Here is a 15,750-nt window from a genome sequence, read left to right as displayed (position 1 = left end):
CCAACTCTCGGGTTGGTACGCTGGCTTTCTCATTTTGTAACCCTTAGATGCGATGGCCACCGATCTTTCCGTTTCGGTCCGTGAAGACACTGGGTCCGAGGAGGGAAGGCGCCCAAAAAAGGCTGCCGTTTCCATATTTATCGTGGATATGGTCGATGGCTTCTGCTAGGCGACGCTCTTTGTCTCGCTCCTCAAACAGGCTGAGTTGAATACCTTCGTCTTTGTGCAGATTGCTTAATGAGATGCCGATTAAGCGCACGGGCTGCCCGTTCCAGTGCCGTTCCAGCAAGGCAGAGGCGGTTGTAAACAGATGGCGGCCGATATTGGAGGGTTCCGCCATCGTCTGGGAATGGTGGATGGAGGAAAAATCATGTCCTTTTAGGGTGAGGGAAACCGTTCGTCCGATATAACCCGCTGTTCGCGTGCGGCTGGCCACTTCTTCCGCCAGTTCGCGCAATACCAATAAAATCTCCGCTTCTTCCTCGTAATCCCGCGGAAGGGTAAACTGGTGGCCAATCGATTTGCTTCCCTCCAGGGAATGGGGATCGACGGGGCTAGGGTCGATGCCGTTGGCCGATTGATGCAGCGCTCTGCCGATCACACCAAAGCGGTGGGCCAGGTATTCCGGATCTGCCTGCGCCAAATCGCCAATGGTACGGATGCCCATCCGGCGAAAATGGCGGTTCATGCGACTACCCACACCAAATAATTGCTTCACCGGCAAGGGCCAGATCCGTTGGGGTACATCTGCGGGGGTGAGCACGGTGATGCCGTTGGGCTTTTTCATTCCCGCCGCCATTTTAGCCAACAATTTGTTGGGGCCGACCCCGATGGAAGAGGGTACACCCACTTCTGCACGTATCTGCTCCTGGATCAGTTGGGCAGCGTTAAAGCCGGAGCCAAACAATGTTTCACATCCGGTCATCTCCACAAAAGCTTCATCGATAGAGAAAGGTTCCACTAGGGGGGAGAATTGACGTAAAAGCTCTACGATGCGCACGGATACCTGCACATAGATCCCCATGCGTGGAGGAATCAAATGAGCGTGCGGACACAGTTCTTTGGCCTGGGAAACGGCCATCGCCGTTTTGACGCCAACCGCTTTGGCTTCGTAGGAAGCCGCCAGCACAATGCCGTGGCGACGGGTCGGGTCACCGCAGACAATGACAGGCTTCCCGCGCAGTGCAGGGTTTAAGGCTTGCTCTACACTGGCGTAAAAAGCGTTCATATCCGCCAGCAGCACCGTTCTCTCGCGATGTGCAGTCATCGGTTTTTCCACCTCTCGGAAATCGAACATTTGTACGCTATCAGCATACCCGACATCAGTCGGAAAAAGAAGTGGAAAATAAAGGGGAGAAAAGGGGCTAAAGATTAAAGCTTACGCGGATAAAAATACATCACGCGTCCATTGAATAAGTGAAGTTCCCCTTGAAAGGTTTTAGCTAGGTAACGGCAAAATTCATTGGCTTTTGCCATGTCGCCATGGGTGGAGCCGGTGGGCAGAACCAATTGAATATGATGACGATCCTTGCCATTCGCTTGTGTTTGTCCCACCCCGACGAGAAGATGTTTGTATAGAGGGGTGTCTCTTCCGGTTAACAAAAGAAAAGAAGTGCCGTTTTCATCCTTTTGCGCAACCGTATAAGGAAAAGCGGCGTCAGCATATTTCCATCCCAGTTGTTCCCCTGTATGCGATGTCATTTCCATATAGCGGTTAAAAGCGGCCTCAATATCATCTAAGGAGACTTTCTGCTGGGTCGATCCTTCCACTAAATAAATCCAAGCGCTTTTGCCCATGAACAATCCTCCGATCGGTCCTTGGGAATCAATAAAAAAAGTGTGGCGATTTTGCCTGCAAATCCATTGTAGCGGATGGGTGGAATTAGGCCAAGAGAAGAAGGGAGGGTTTACTATCATTCCAATAAATGACGATAAAATATTATGAATATACATTGTAATCATGTGATTGCTATGATAAACTGAGATTCAATTGAAAAGGTTGGGGGATGGAATCTGATGCGCAAAGCGGATCTGTTGGATGAGCTCCGCGCAGAAGTGGGTGTCGTGTCAGATAAAACGAATGGGAGTGTCCATGACCTTTACCGCTTCGTTACACACACGTTGCAAAAAAAGATGGATGCGTACCAATATACAGGGATTTATCTGGTGTCCGGCTGGTATTTTCGACGTTTCTGTGAATCGGGTACCTCTCCCCTTCCACCTGCAGTCCGATTTGGGAAAGGATTGCACAGTTTAGCGGCTGTCCGAGGTGGAATTGTAAGGGAGCAAGTAGGAGAAGAGGTACATGTTCTCGTTCCCTTTTACCGCAATCATCATCTGATCGGTGAGTTGGTGGTGGTTGGAGAGGCAGAGATGATAGATGAAGAAGATATCGCATTTTTTGCGGAGCTAGCCTCGCTTTTTGAAAGCAAAATGCAAAAACTAAATGGGTAAAATCTGGCGTCTGTTTCGAATGGAATCATTTTTCTAACCATCAATGGATTCTCCTATAACCTAAAGTGATGTAGACCTTGTGGTGTTGCGATTATCCCATACAGGATCACATAGAGGAGGAGATTGTGATGAGTCCATATGAACGGTTGTATGATGAGTCGGAACAGGCCAATGTTCGCTTTGTCGGCTTTGTATCCAACCATGGACGGTATGATTTTGGCATTGTGTACACACGGATGTTTTTTGGCAAACCGCTGGTTGTCTGTATGCAGACGGGACGCTCATCTTTACTCTCTCAGGATGACGTGGAAAATTTGGAGTATCTGCAACACCATTACCGTCTAAAGTCGTTGGCTGAAGCGAAAGAGGTATCTATCTTCCTGCAAAATAATGTACCGGATTTGACATTGGAAGCGGAAGTGGAATCCGGTTAATAACCGCACGATTAAAAAACCGTCGTAAAGGGCGGTTTTTTGTATATATTTCCATTGATAACCGGCATTGACAACTTGTATAGACAGGAATATGATAAGCAGTGAAAGCGTTTTTTGAAAGGGTTTTCTCAAGTGGGTGTTTGGTTAGTAAAATTTTTTGCGTGTTATCCTGTATAGACAAGTAAGAAGATCGTTATGAATGGGAGGAACTCCGATGGTAAAGAACTTGTCCTTTGATTTTTTTCAACGTATCGGACGATCGATGATGGCGGTTGTGTTGATTCTGCCCTTGGTTTCTATTTTGATGGGATTGGGCGGTGTGTTGCTCAATCCCAGTGTGCATGAAGTGTTGCCGTTTTTGGCGGGCACCGGCTTTCAAGTGGCCGGTGAGTTGATGCAGCGTGCTGGACAAGCCGTCTTTAACAACCTGCCGGTTTTGTTTGCTGTAGCGATCGCAATTACCTGGACCGGAAAAGGGATGGCTGGGTTTGCAGCGTTGATCTCCTTTTTGATCATGCATACGGTGATTGGCGCCATGATCAATATTACCGGGCTAGAGGTAAATGAAAAACTGCTGGGCCGTGAATTAGGCATTGAGACGATGCAGACGGGCGTGTTTGGCGGGATCTTGATCGGGTTTTTAACGGCCTATCTCTATAACCGTTTTTATCGTACGCAATTGCCGGAAGCGATCTCTTTGTTTAGCGGAGAACGGTTGGTGCCGATTGTCTCATCTTTTGCCGCGATTGGGGTGGCTGTCGCCTTCTACTTTGTATGGCCTCCGATCGGGATGGGGATTTTTGCGCTGGGTAACTTTGTCGCTACCCATACTAACCCGATCGTTGTCGGTCTCTACGGTGGAATTGAGAAATTGTTGATTCCCTTCGGTTTGCATCACATCTATAATACACCGCTGTTGTTTACAGAAATCGGTGGCTCATATACCACCGTCAGTGGTGCCCATGTGGTAGGCGACCAAAACGTTTACATCGCGCAAGTGATCGATCGGCTGCGCGATGCTGGGGTGGCGATTACCGGAGGCACCTATATTGCAGGTAAGTTTATCCCGGTGATGTTTGGGTTGCCGGCAGCGGCGTTGGCAATGATCCATGTAGCCAAAAAAGAAAGGCTGACCAAGGCGAAAGGCTTGTTGATCGCGGCGGCGGTTACCGCTTTTCTCACCGGGATTACCGAGCCGCTGGAGTTTACGTTCCTGTTTGTCGCTCCCGTTTTGTACGGTGTGCATATGGTGTTGACCGCATTGGCCTTTGCAATCGCCAATGCGTTAGGGATGCATGCGGGCTTTGCCGGTGGCTCAGGGCTGATTGACTTTGTGCTGTTTAATGTGCTGCCGAACCAATCCAACGCCTGGATACTGACGATTGGGCTAGGCTTGCTGTTTGCGGTGCTCTACTATTTCACCTTCCGCACCTTGATCCTCCGGCTCAATCTGAAAACGCCGGGACGGGAGGATGATGGGGAAGAAACCCGCCTCTATAGCAAAGAGGAAGCCCGCGAGAAAATGGGCATCAATCAGCAAAACGATGGCGCGGAAGGAGAAGCGGATGACAGCCGTGCCGCTAACATTTTGCGGGCATTGGGAGGCAAAGAGAATATCACCAAGTTGGATGCTTGCATTACGCGCCTTCGGGTTGGGGTGAAAGAGCAAGAAAAGGTGGATGAGGCGGAATTGAAGCGATTGGGCGCCTCCGGTGTGCTGCGGGTTAGTGACGGGGTGCAAGCGGTATACGGCTCCAACTCTTCGGTGATAAAAGAGGAGATTCAAGATCTGATCGATGGCTGAGGGAGGTCGGGATAGCATGAATGAATGGTGGAGAAAGGCGGTCGTCTACCAAATTTACCCCAAGAGTTTCAACGATACCACCGGAAATGGCGTGGGCGATCTTCGGGGCATCATTGCTAGGCTGGATTACTTGCAGAACCTAGGGGTGGATGTCATATGGTTGACGCCGATCTATTCCTCTCCGCAACGGGACCATGGTTATGATATTCGCGATTACTTCTCCATCCATGAAGAGTATGGGTCGATGGATGATTTTGATGAGCTGTTGCAAGAGGCGCATGCTCGCGGTTTAAAGGTGATTATGGATATCGTGGTTAACCACACTTCAACGGAACATCCTTGGTTTCAGCAAGCGCGTACATCCAGGGATAATCCGTATCGGGACTTTTACATCTGGAAAGATCCCGTCGATGGTGGAGAACCGACCAATTGGAAATCAAAGTTTGGCGGATCCGCATGGGCCTGGGACGAAGAGACGGGACAATATTATCTACATCTGTTTGATGTCACCCAAGCCGATCTCAACTGGGAAAATGAACGGGTTCGGCATGAGGTGTACAAGATGATGCGCTGGTGGTTGGATAAAGGGATAGACGGATTTCGCCTCGATGTGATCAATTTGATTTCCAAGGATCAGCGCTTTCCCGATGATGATGGTTCAGTGCCGCCGGGAGATGGCCGTCGCTTTTACACCGACGGCCCCCGGGTACACGAGTTTTTTCGGGAGATGAATGAGGAAGTCTTTTCACGCTACCCAGATGTGATGACGGTAGGAGAGATGTCCTCCACCACCATCCCCCATTGCATCCGCTACACCCATCCCGACAGCCGCGAACTGGATATGGTGTTTAACTTCCATCATCTAAAAGTGGATTATCCCAGTGGGGAAAAATGGGCGTTGGCAGAGCCGGATTTTGGCGCGTTAAAAGAGATTTTGTCCAGCTGGCAGCAGGGGATGCGTGAGGGCGGCGGATGGAATGCCTTGTTCTGGTGTAATCATGATCAACCGCGGGTGGTGTCCCGTTTTGGGGATGATGGGCGCTATCATCGCGAGTCGGCGAAGATGTTGGCGACGTTGCTCCATCTAATGCAGGGAACTCCCTATCTTTATCAGGGAGAAGAGTTGGGTATGACGGATCCCCATTTTTCATCCATTGAACAATACCGGGATGTGGAAACGCTCAATATGTATCAGATCCTACAGGAGCAAGGGTTGTCGGAGGACGAGGTGATGGCTATCATCGGTGCCAAGTCGCGGGATAATTCCCGTACACCGATGCAGTGGGATGGAACGAATCATGCCGGCTTTACCACAGGTACGCCGTGGATTGGTGTGGCACCCAACTATCAGGAGATCAACGTCGAGCAAGCCCTTGCTGATCCCGATTCCATTTTGTATCATTACAAAAAATTGATCCAGCTGCGTAAACGATACAACATCATCACCGTAGGCGATTTTTTCATGGAACATCCCTACGATCCCAATGTGTTTGCTTACACTCGTAATACAGAGGGGGAGACGCTGTTTGTGGTGAATAATATGCGTGGCCATGAGGCTTCCTTCCACTCCCCCTATGTGTCCGGATTATGCCGAAAACGGCAAGTGGAGACGCTTTTATGTAATTATCCTTCTGCTCCCCGTCCGGAGGGACGGATGGAGCTGCGTCCCTTTGAGTCGATCGTCTATCGCTTATCTTAACTGTGAGGAGGGCACCGTGGATAATAAATACCTTCAGATTTATCACGATTATGTGGAGAAAATTGAATCCGGCGCTCTTCGTTCTCAATCAAAACTGCCCTCTGAGCACGAATTGTGTCAGCAGTATGGAACCTCACGGGAGACCGTGCGCAAGGCGTTACATCTGCTGTCGCAAAACGGATTGATCCAAAAGATCAAAGGAAAGGGATCGTTTGTCCTACCGGTCGAACAGATGGATTTTCCCGTATCCGGTCTGGTCAGTTTTAAAGAATTGGCGGCGAAGATGGGCAAACCCTCCCAAACTCGGGTGATTTCACTGGAAGCGCTGGCGGCGGATGACAAAACCGCTTCCTATCTGCGGGTAAAGTCGACCACACCGATTTGGAAAGTGGTTCGAACTCGGACCATCAGCGGTGAGACGATTATTTTGGACAAAGACTATTTTCTACAACAAATCGTGCCGAAGCTGACGGTATCCGTCTGTGAGAGTTCCATCTATGAGTACCTGGAAGAAGAGTTGGACATCCCAATTAGCTTTGCCAAAAAAGAGATCACAGTGGAAAAGGCGACAGCGGAAGATCGTGAGTGCTTGGATTTAGAAGGATATCCTATGGTGGTCGTAGTGCGAAACTATGTCCATCTAGAGGATGCGATGCTATTTCAATATACGGAATCCCGCCATCGCCCGGATAAATTTCGCTTTATCGATTTTGCTCGGCGCTAGCGGAAATTGGACGTTGAATAGTGTTTTTTTGCTTGCAAACAGGGTACTTTGGCCGTTGACCGGTGGAAGTACCCTGTTTCATTGTAAGTAACGATTGGGTTGGGTCTGACATATCCGTATGAGAACACAGATTTAAAAATCGAGCCTCAATCTTTATCCAGCGAAACGGCTACGATTAAGTAGACCAGACCTGGGTACTTCTGTCTGTGTCCAGACCATAATCAGTATACTTCCGTTCAAATATTTCACGACCAAGGCGCTGCGCATCCAGTTCGGGTGAGCTTGGATCTCGCTGGACTTCTCCCCTGCGGTTGCCAAAACCCCGAACAACCCCGACAAACTGGGAATAGGTGTAGCGGGAGTATTCCTGTAGTTGATGGATGATGCCGAGGGAAGCGCCTGGATAGGTTTCTTCTGAGCTTAACACGAGACCGATTCGTTTATTGGACATCCGTTTTAAAACTTGTTGAGACTCGGGATATGAGTTTGCGTAGTAACAAAAGGTACGGTCAAAAAAAGCTTTTGTCTGAGCGGACATTCCATACCAATAAACCGGTGTGCAAAAGACGACACCATCTGCGGAAAGAAAATCGTCAAGGAACAAACTGTGAAAACGATCTGAGATGGAACACTCTCCATCAGGCAGACGGCAGTTGCGGCAATCGCGAAGAAAACCGGAAATATAATCGTCGATCAAGCGCATAGATACGTTTATTCCTGCTTCTTCCGCTCCGTGTTGCACAGCTGTGGCAAGCGTTGCAGAGTTTCCGTCACGTCGCGGGCTACCGATCAGGATAAGCAGTTTTTTCGATGCGTCCATTTTTCCATCCCTTCCCTGGTTTGATAAAGATCTTTGCTACAGCTATATTTTAGCTTGATCCATTCATTTCGTATAATGATTGTTATTGATTATGGTATCATTTTTATTGATGGGATCTATCGAAAGGGAAGGGACTAATGTTGTTGTGGAACTGACCGACCTGAAAATATTTGTAACCATCGCGGAAGAGGAGAGCATCACACGTGCGGCGGAAAGGCTTCAATATGTCCAATCCAACGTGACGACCAAACTGCGCAAGTTGGAGCGGGAGCTGGGTGTTCCGTTATTTATTCGACACTCCAAAGGAGTCGTGTTAACCGAAAAAGGAGTGGTATTTCTCCAATATGCGCGAAACATTTTGAATTTGGCCCAGGAAGCACAACAAGCGGTGGGTGAGACATCGTATCCCAGTGGGCCGTTGGCGATTGGCGTAGTAGAGACGGTTACCTGCGGCGGCTTTATCGATGCGATCGCTGAATTTCAAACGATGTACCCGGAAGTGTCGCTCTCCATTGTAACCGGCAATACAATCGAACTTCTTACTAAAGTGCTAGATCATCAACTGGATGGAGCGTTGGTGGTAGGGGATGTTCACTCCGACGATATCGTTTCCGAATATACGGTTCATGATGAATGTATGTTGTTATCGCAAAAGCGTTATCCCTCCGCCCGCGATTTGATCCACGGAAAATGGGCCGTTTCCCCTGAAGGTTGTCCATTTCGAGCGGTTTTGGAAAAATGGTTGCACAGTGAGGGGGTACCGCTGAACAATATCATTGAAATCAGTTCGTTGGAAACATTGCTAAGCTGTGTAAAATCGGGATTGGCTTCTACCCTACTGCCCCAATCCGTAATTAGCGGGGTCTACAGTTCACTGGCAAGCTATCCCTTGCCGGCAGCGTATCGTGTCATAAATACCAGCTTGATCAAACGAAAGAAACGATACACAAGTAAGGCGTTTATCGCTTTTAAAGACCTGATTGAAGCAAGAGGTTTATAAGGGAGCATGCCACAATTGCCGATTTTCCTTGTCAAAAGGGAAAGTCGGCGTTTTTTGTTGCATATGTTGACAACAATTACGCGGAAGCTGGTGCGAATGGATGAGGTTGAAGTAGGTAGGGAAAGGCGGAATTTCAATAAAAGCGGTTGACACAATTAGTATGACCTAATATAATAAATAACACATCATATTAAAACGTTTTCACTTTAAATGTGTTGGAGGGATAATCCCATGGAAGCGATCATTTGTCAAACCTGTGATGAAGTGATCAGTTATGTGGATTGCGATAAATCCGGAACCCTCTACGGACAATGCCCCAACTGCGCAAGCGCTAAAACGAAAGAACAGCAAAACTGATCGATATAGCGTGCCCATGGTTTAAACCAGGAGCTCATATTGATGACAAACTACTAGAATGGTTAGAAACACAGGTCGGGGTGGTTTTCCGGCGAGCGACTCTGCCACGCATGGAGCGAAGACGGATAACTACTCCGACCATACAGCGACCAATTTGTCAGCAAACCGTGCCCATGGTTCATACCATGGTTTTTTTGTATGCCTAAAAGAAACCAGCATTCGTCATAATTGCTTTCAACGAGACATCTAATAGGAGTAGGGCAAGCTGCCTGTCAAAAAGAAAGATGCGGAGGGGGAACGTATGAATCGATCAAGGGGGATATGGGGAGCAGTATGGGTGATCGGATTGGCGATGGTGACGGCAGTGGGTTGTTCGCAAGATGCTTCACAAGGAGGAGCTGCCGGCACAATCGCTTTTTATTCGCCAGAGACACCGGATATGACTAAAGCGCTGGGACAGGAGTACGAAAAAAACAATCCCGGTGCCAAGGTGGATGTGCAATATGGTGGAACCAATGTAATCGTCAACCGCCTGATCGCGGAGAAGGATAACCCGATGGGCGATCTGTGGTATGGCGGTGGTGGGATTCTTCCGTTTGAGACAGCGAAGGAACGGGAGATTATCACTCCCTACACTCCCGAAGAGGCTGCGGATTGGCCGGTAGAAAAAAGCGGAATCAAGATCCGGGATGAGAACTGGGAGTGGGTTGGTACGGAAGTGTTTGTATTGGGATTTATTTATAACACGGAAAAAGTGAAGAAAGAGGAATTACCTAAGAATTGGGACGATCTGTTGGATTCGCGCTGGAAAGGCAAATTTCAGATGCCCAACCCGGCTGCTTCCGGTACCGCCACATTGACCGTGATGAGCCGCATGATGGAGTTGGGAGAGGAAGAAGGATGGGGATATTTTGAAAGGCTGATGGAACAGGCAAACGCCCTGCCCGATTCCGGTTCTGCACCGTCCCAGGCGGTGGCCAAGGGGGAGGCAGAGATCGGAATCGCTTTTGATTTTATGGCTTATGAGATGCAGGCCAGAGGGGAAAATGTTGATTTTGTCGTACCGGAAAAGACACCGATTTTGGTGAATCCCGTCTCCCTCGTCAAGGACGGCCCTAATCCCGAAGGCGGAAAGGCATTTATCGATTATCTGCTGTCTGAGGAAGGACAGCGCGTCTTAGCGGATTGGTATCATATTCCGATACGGGAGGATGTGGAGTCAAAAACCCCGCTCACACTGGAAAAAGTGATGCCCCATGCCATGCCCTTGGATATCGATTGGGCTGTGGACAATTATGATCGCATCCGCAACGAATGGCGCAGCAAATTTGAGTGAGGGATGAAGGATGAGTTATTTGTCGGTGGAGAAGCTGACGAAGTCCTTTGACGGTACTCCCGTCTTAAAAGAGTTAGAGCTGGAAGTGAAAGAGGGGGAATTGTTTGCGCTGCTGGGGCCTTCCGGTTGCGGCAAAACCACTACCATGCGCTGTGTGGCGGGCTTTGAAGAGCCGACTGCGGGTACTATCCGAATCGGTGGCAAAGTCGTAAATGGGATTCCCGCTCATCAGCGCAACTGCGGCATGGTGTTTCAAAGTTATGCCCTCTTTCCCCATATGACAGTGTTTGACAATGTGGCTTACAGTTTGCAGGTGCGGCAATTTTATCGACAAGGTTTGGGAAAAAAGTGGGGGGTATTGGCGCGACTGCTCCACCCGCGCTTAGGCAAAGTTTCAGCGGAAGTGGAGCGAAAGGTGCGGGATAGTCTCGATCTGGTGGAGTTGACTCATCTGGCTGATCGCTTGCCGGGGCAGCTGTCCGGGGGGCAGCAGCAACGGGTGGCTTTGGCGCGGGCAGTGATTATGGAGCCAAAACTATTGCTGATGGATGAACCGCTATCCAACTTGGATAAACGCCTGCGTCACTCCATGCGACGAATGATCCGCGATATTCAGCGAAAGTTGGGGATCACCACTCTGTTTGTCACCCATGATCAGGAAGAGGCGATGAGTATGGCTGACCGCATTGCCATCCTGTATGAGGGACGATTAATGCAAGTGGATGTACCGACGGCGCTCTACAGCCGACCGGCCAATCCATTTGTGGCTGATTTTGTGGGATCGTCCAATCTGTTGACCGGTGAGGTGATCTCTCGTGAGGAGCACGGTTCCTGGATCGCATTGGGGTCCGGTATCCGTCTGTTTACAAGCCACCCTGCCGAAAGGGATATCGTCGATGTTTTGATTCGGCCTGAGAGCATGCTGTTGCGGTTTCCGGAAGAAGCGGAGCCCGGCGGTAATCGGTTGGAAGGAAAGGTGGAACGGGGGACGTATTTGGGAGCGAAGGTGCGCTATGATATCCGGGTGGGGGAGCAGCTCTTTTTTGTCGATTACCCGTACACACGGGGAGAGGCGTTGTTGTCTGACGGGGATTCTGTGGTGTTGCAGGTGGAGCCGGACCGGGTGGTGGTGTTATGAGTCGGTTTCAATTTTGGCGCCGCTGGGGCGGCTTGGATCTTCTTCGATGGGGAATGGGGCTTTTTTTCTTCGTCTTTCTCCTCGTTCCCTTGTTGTCTATCTTGCTGGTCAGTTTCACCGGTGAACCGGTTAATCTGTTTGGCAGTTTGACCAACCCATCGATTTTGCAATCCACAGTGGAAAAGCTGTCGGGGGCGTCTTTGGACGGATATCGATCGTTGTTGGAAGAGTCTCGCTATTACAACGCGTTACTAAACAGTTTAAAGTTGTCAACCGGGGTAGCGCTGTGGGTGACCCTGATGTGCATTCCGATGGCATATGCTTTTGCCCGTACCGATATGCCGGGGAAAAAGTGGTTTGCTGCCTTATCCACTGTTCCACTGGTGATGCCCACGTTTATCGCCGCTTATGCCTTTACACTGATGTTTGGACAGACGGGATGGGTAAACCATGTTTGGCGTGCCATCGGTGGCGATGGGGTTCTGTTTGAAATTAAGTCGATGTTGGGCATTACACTGGTGCAAATTTTTTTCTTTTTTCCCTATGCGTTGTGGCCGATGGTGGCTGCGTTTAAAGCGGCGGACGGCGCGTTGGAAGAGGCCTCCCGCAATCTGGGTGCCAAAAGTGGATTAACCTTTACGATGGTGACGCTCTCTTTGGCGCTGCCCGGGATATTGTCGGCGATGTTGTTGGTCTTTACTATCAGTTTTTCCGACTTTGGCACACCGATTATTATGGCGCCGAAAGAGCTGAATCTGATTGTGGTGGAAGCATACCGGGAAATTGCCGGTTTTTTCAACTGGTCTGGCTCTGCCATCCTGACAGTAGTGATGTTGGTAGTAGCTGCCCTCTTTTTTTGGTTGCAACGCCTGGTGGTGAAAGGGCGGGAGTATGGCACCATTTCCGGCAAACCGACGGCGATTCGCCCAGTTCAGCACCGAGGTGTGATCACCGGCATGACGATCTATACCGGAGTGGTTTTGATCATACCCTTACTGGCGGTAGGTTCCATCTTTCTCTCCTCCATCGCCACCACTTGGGGCCATCATGCTTTACCTAATGGATATACCTTGCGCCATTATGCCACCGTCTTCCATTCCTCCTCCTCCCATATCGCCAACAGCCTGATTTTGGCGGGAGGAGCATTGCTGCTCAGTGTAGTCTTGGCTACTTTTCTCTCCTACTTCATCATTCGGCGTGGCGCGACAAAACTGGATCTGCTCTCATCGCTGCCGCTGGTGGTGCCGGGAATCGCCTTAGGGATCGCCTTGATCCAGACTTTTAATACGGCTCCCCTGCAGCTGACGGGAACGGCACTGTTGTTGATCATCGCTTACACCATCCGCCGCATGCCCTATATGATCCGTTCCACCATGGGAACGATGATGGCCATTCGCAAGGATATCGAAGAAGCGTCCGTCAATCTGGGGGCATCACCGCTGTTGACGGTGATGACAGTGGTGGGACCGTTGTTGTTGCCGGGGATCTCAGCTGGAGCCATTCTCGTTTTTGTCACGGTGATCAAAGAGACCAGCATCTCGATCTTGATGGCCCCCAGCCAATGGGCTCCCATGAGTTTAGCTGTTTTTCAAAATCTGTTGCGGGGTGAATTCTACACGGCTTCAGCGATGTCCATCCTGATTATCGCCTTGGTGGTGGCGTTGCAGTTGCTGGCCCGCCGCTTGACGAAAGAGCAGCTCTACTAAAAGGAGGAACAAAGTGAAAGGATTTATCTTTGATTTGGACGGCACGATTTATTTGGGAGAGCGGGCCATCCCGGGAGCGGCGGAAGCTGTAAATACGCTGTTGCGGCGGGGAGATCGAGTGGTGTTTCTCTCCAACAAACCGATTGCAACCCGTCGCTCCTATGTACAGAAATTAAACCAGCTCGGCATTCCTGCTGAGGAGAGCAATGTGATTCATGCATCGATGGTGACGGCGCGGTTGTTAAAGGAGCGCCTTAAGCCACATGAACAAGTGCTGGTGATAGGGGAGCGACCGATCCGCGAAGAGTTGCGCGAACATGGGGTGAAGCTGACTTATTGGCCGGATCAGGCCCGTTATGTCCTGCTGTCATGGGACCGGGATCTCACTTATGAAAAATTGAATCGAGCTTATCAGGCGTGGCGTCATGGAGCGGAACTGATCGCCTCCAATCCGGATCGCACCTGCCCGGTAGAGGGCGGGGAGCTGCCGGATACCGCTGCTTTGATCGGGGCGATGGAGGCACTGACAGGTGAACGGATTCGTCTGGTAGCCGGGAAACCCTCTCTTTTTATGGCCCAAGCGGCACTGGAGGTCTTAAAACTGTCTGCGGCTGACTGTTGGATGGTAGGAGATCGCTTGGAAACCGACATCCGGATGGCGGTTGAAGCCGGTATGCGCGCAGCCCTCGTCTTGACGGGGGTGAGTACGCGATCGATGGTAGAGGGTTGTTCCCATCCACCGGATCGCATCTTGGATAGTGTGGCTCAGGTGGTAGAGCTTTGAGGTATTGCCCGCCTAACGGTATGGGATTCTTGGGAAACACGGTGGTGGCAACTGACTGTAAATGGAGGTATCGATACCGGTTCTAAGGATTATTTTCCATCGATATAGATAAATGGAGTAAGTTGTGTTCGAAGGAGGGAGGACGGTGTATTACACCACGAGAAAATTCTACGCCCCCTATGTCAGCCCCCATGATCCCTGTCCCCCGTTACGGTGGAGAAGTTATGAAACCCCGCCACAACTGTATCTCGGTTTTCAACCGTATCATCTGCAACAGTTTCATCCGATGGAGGCGTTAAGGATGGGGACTCTTTGGCCCCAGCTGTATGCTCCCTATACCAATCCTTATACGGGAGAGGGGAGGGCGGTCGATGGGCAATATTCAGGGGTGGAGTCGCAAGAGGAAAACACAGTACGACCAGATGTTGAAAGAGATTCAAGTAGTTGATTTCGTTCTGGTCGAACTTACGCTTTATTTGGATACGCATCCCCATGACCGTGAGGCGATCGGACAATACAATCATTACATGGAACAAAGCCGACACCTCAAACACCATTTTGAATGCATGTTTGGACCGCTCACCCATTTTGGCGGCAGCCCTTCGACGGATCCGTGGTCATGGCATGAGGCTCCCTGGCCTTGGCAAGTATAACTGGAGGGGGGAAGGTCGGTTGTGGGTTTATGAAAAGAAATTGCAATACCCTGTACGCGTTAGCAAATGCGATCCCCGGATGGCAAAATATCTGATTGAACAGTATGGAGGGGCGGACGGAGAATTGGCCGCTGCTCTACGCTATCTCAACCAGCGTTACACCTTACCGGAAAAGGTGATCGGACTGGTCAACGACATTGGAACAGAAGAGCTGGCCCATCTTGAAATGATTGCAACCATGGTTTATAAACTGACCAAAGACGCCACACCTGAACAGATGAAAGAGGCTGGATTGGGGGACCATTACGCTGACCACGACAAAGCTCTTTACTTCCATAACGCCGCCGGCAACCCTTTCTCCGCCACTTACTTCACCGCCAAAGGAGACCCGATCGCCGATCTGTATGAAGATATTGCTGCGGAAGAAAAAGCGCGCGCTACTTACCAATGGCTGATCAATATGACCGACGATACCGACCTGATCGACAGCCTTACCTTTTTGCGGGAGCGGGAAATTGTTCATTCGCAACGGTTTCGGGAGGCTGTAGAGCTGATCAAGGAAGACCGGGAGCAGAAAAAGATGTTTTAAGAATTATAATCGGGATTTCTCCCTATTTGAATGTAGTTCAAAGATTCGCATCGGTTCAGATTTGATAACAACAATTGGATGGGGAGCGGAACTGGTGTGCAATTCTCCTAAATAAAGCGAGACTCGGTCATGAAGCGGCGGGATTTCCCCGCCTTTTTTCTTTAAAGGAGACAGTGGTAAATAATTCTTAACCTCCCTATACGATGGAATGAGCGACAATCTCTAATAAGATAAAGAAAATTGATTGAGGAT

General features: G+C 49.9%; 17 protein-coding genes. 14 read left to right on the top strand and 3 right to left on the bottom strand.

Annotation, left to right across the window (positions count from 1 at the left end):
• Positions 1-43 precede the first annotated feature (43 nt).
• The gene (dinB, locus tag C8J48_RS09335) at positions 44-1,267 is read right to left on the bottom strand and encodes a DNA polymerase IV (protein ID WP_107726193.1); all 1,224 of its coding nucleotides are present in this window, start codon (positions 1,265-1,267) and stop codon (positions 44-46) included.
• A 104-nt stretch (positions 1,268-1,371) separates the two neighbouring features.
• On the bottom strand, positions 1,372-1,797 hold the full coding sequence (locus tag C8J48_RS09330) for a DUF1885 family protein (RefSeq protein WP_107726191.1): 426 nt from the start codon (positions 1,795-1,797) through the stop codon (positions 1,372-1,374).
• A gap of 219 nt (positions 1,798-2,016) precedes the next feature.
• On the opposite strand from C8J48_RS09330, the gene C8J48_RS09325 reads away from it, so the two are divergent.
• The 5 genes from C8J48_RS09325 to treR all read left to right on the top strand — a co-directional run bounded on the left by C8J48_RS09325 (position 2,017) and on the right by treR (position 7,115).
• Complete coding sequence (locus C8J48_RS09325; RefSeq protein WP_107726189.1) at positions 2,017-2,454, top strand: hypothetical protein; 438 nt, start codon at positions 2,017-2,019, stop codon at positions 2,452-2,454.
• Positions 2,455-2,582: 128 nt separating this feature from the next.
• Positions 2,583-2,888 carry a DUF3055 domain-containing protein gene (locus tag C8J48_RS09320; protein ID WP_107726186.1) on the top strand — a complete coding sequence of 102 codons (306 nt, stop codon included), beginning with the start codon at positions 2,583-2,585 and terminating at the stop codon, positions 2,886-2,888.
• A 214-nt stretch (positions 2,889-3,102) separates the two neighbouring features.
• Positions 3,103-4,692: a PTS transporter subunit EIIC gene (locus C8J48_RS09315; protein ID WP_170105331.1), complete on the top strand. Its 1,590-nt coding sequence runs from the start codon at positions 3,103-3,105 to the stop codon at positions 4,690-4,692.
• Between the two features lie 16 nt (positions 4,693-4,708).
• A complete protein-coding gene (gene treC, locus C8J48_RS09310) occupies positions 4,709-6,391 on the top strand; it encodes an alpha,alpha-phosphotrehalase (RefSeq protein WP_107727670.1) in 1,683 nt (560 codons plus the stop codon).
• Between the two features lie 16 nt (positions 6,392-6,407).
• On the top strand, positions 6,408-7,115 hold the full coding sequence (gene treR / locus C8J48_RS09305; protein WP_107726182.1) for a trehalose operon repressor: 708 nt from the start codon (positions 6,408-6,410) through the stop codon (positions 7,113-7,115).
• Positions 7,116-7,290: 175 nt separating this feature from the next.
• Here treR and C8J48_RS09300 read toward each other — a convergent pair whose 3' ends face one another.
• Entirely contained in the window at positions 7,291-7,935 is a 645-nt protein-coding gene (locus C8J48_RS09300; protein ID WP_107726180.1) for a flavodoxin family protein, read from the bottom strand.
• A gap of 145 nt (positions 7,936-8,080) precedes the next feature.
• On the opposite strand from C8J48_RS09300, the gene C8J48_RS09295 reads away from it, so the two are divergent.
• The 9 genes from C8J48_RS09295 to C8J48_RS09255 all read left to right on the top strand — a co-directional run bounded on the left by C8J48_RS09295 (position 8,081) and on the right by C8J48_RS09255 (position 15,498).
• Positions 8,081-8,935 (top strand): LysR family transcriptional regulator, encoded by an 855-nt coding sequence (locus tag C8J48_RS09295; protein ID WP_107726178.1) that lies wholly within the window; start codon positions 8,081-8,083, stop codon positions 8,933-8,935.
• A gap of 231 nt (positions 8,936-9,166) precedes the next feature.
• Complete coding sequence (locus C8J48_RS09290) at positions 9,167-9,292, top strand: GapA-binding peptide SR1P (RefSeq protein WP_107726176.1); 126 nt, start codon at positions 9,167-9,169, stop codon at positions 9,290-9,292.
• 301 nt (positions 9,293-9,593) lie between these two features.
• Positions 9,594-10,628, top strand: coding sequence for an extracellular solute-binding protein (locus tag C8J48_RS09285; RefSeq protein WP_107726174.1), 1,035 nt, complete (start codon positions 9,594-9,596; stop codon positions 10,626-10,628).
• 10 nt (positions 10,629-10,638) lie between these two features.
• Positions 10,639-11,766, top strand: coding sequence for an ABC transporter ATP-binding protein (locus tag C8J48_RS09280; protein ID WP_107726172.1), 1,128 nt, complete (start codon positions 10,639-10,641; stop codon positions 11,764-11,766).
• Positions 11,763-13,472, top strand: a complete 1,710-nt coding sequence (locus C8J48_RS09275) for an ABC transporter permease (protein WP_107726170.1) — start codon at positions 11,763-11,765, stop codon at positions 13,470-13,472. The genes C8J48_RS09280 and C8J48_RS09275 overlap by 4 nt, the downstream gene beginning before the upstream one ends.
• 13 nt (positions 13,473-13,485) lie before the next feature.
• Complete coding sequence (locus C8J48_RS09270) at positions 13,486-14,256, top strand: HAD-IIA family hydrolase (RefSeq protein WP_107726168.1); 771 nt, start codon at positions 13,486-13,488, stop codon at positions 14,254-14,256.
• 124 nt (positions 14,257-14,380) lie between these two features.
• Entirely contained in the window at positions 14,381-14,704 is a 324-nt protein-coding gene (locus C8J48_RS09265) for a spore coat associated protein CotJA (RefSeq protein WP_425430455.1), read from the top strand.
• Positions 14,628-14,909: a spore coat protein CotJB gene (locus C8J48_RS09260; protein WP_107726164.1), complete on the top strand. Its 282-nt coding sequence runs from the start codon at positions 14,628-14,630 to the stop codon at positions 14,907-14,909. Before C8J48_RS09265 ends, C8J48_RS09260 begins: the two co-directional genes overlap by 77 nt.
• Before the next feature lie 19 nt (positions 14,910-14,928).
• On the top strand, positions 14,929-15,498 hold the full coding sequence (locus tag C8J48_RS09255) for a manganese catalase family protein (protein WP_107726162.1): 570 nt from the start codon (positions 14,929-14,931) through the stop codon (positions 15,496-15,498).
• The last annotated feature ends 252 nt before the right edge of the window (positions 15,499-15,750 follow it).

Origin of the sequence: Desmospora activa DSM 45169 (genome assembly GCF_003046315.1) — a bacterium.
Taxonomy (GTDB): Bacteria; Bacillota; Bacilli; order Thermoactinomycetales; family DSM-45169; genus Desmospora; species Desmospora activa.
Note: the sequence above shows the minus strand (reverse complement) of the source record. Positions and strands in the feature narration are given on the sequence as shown.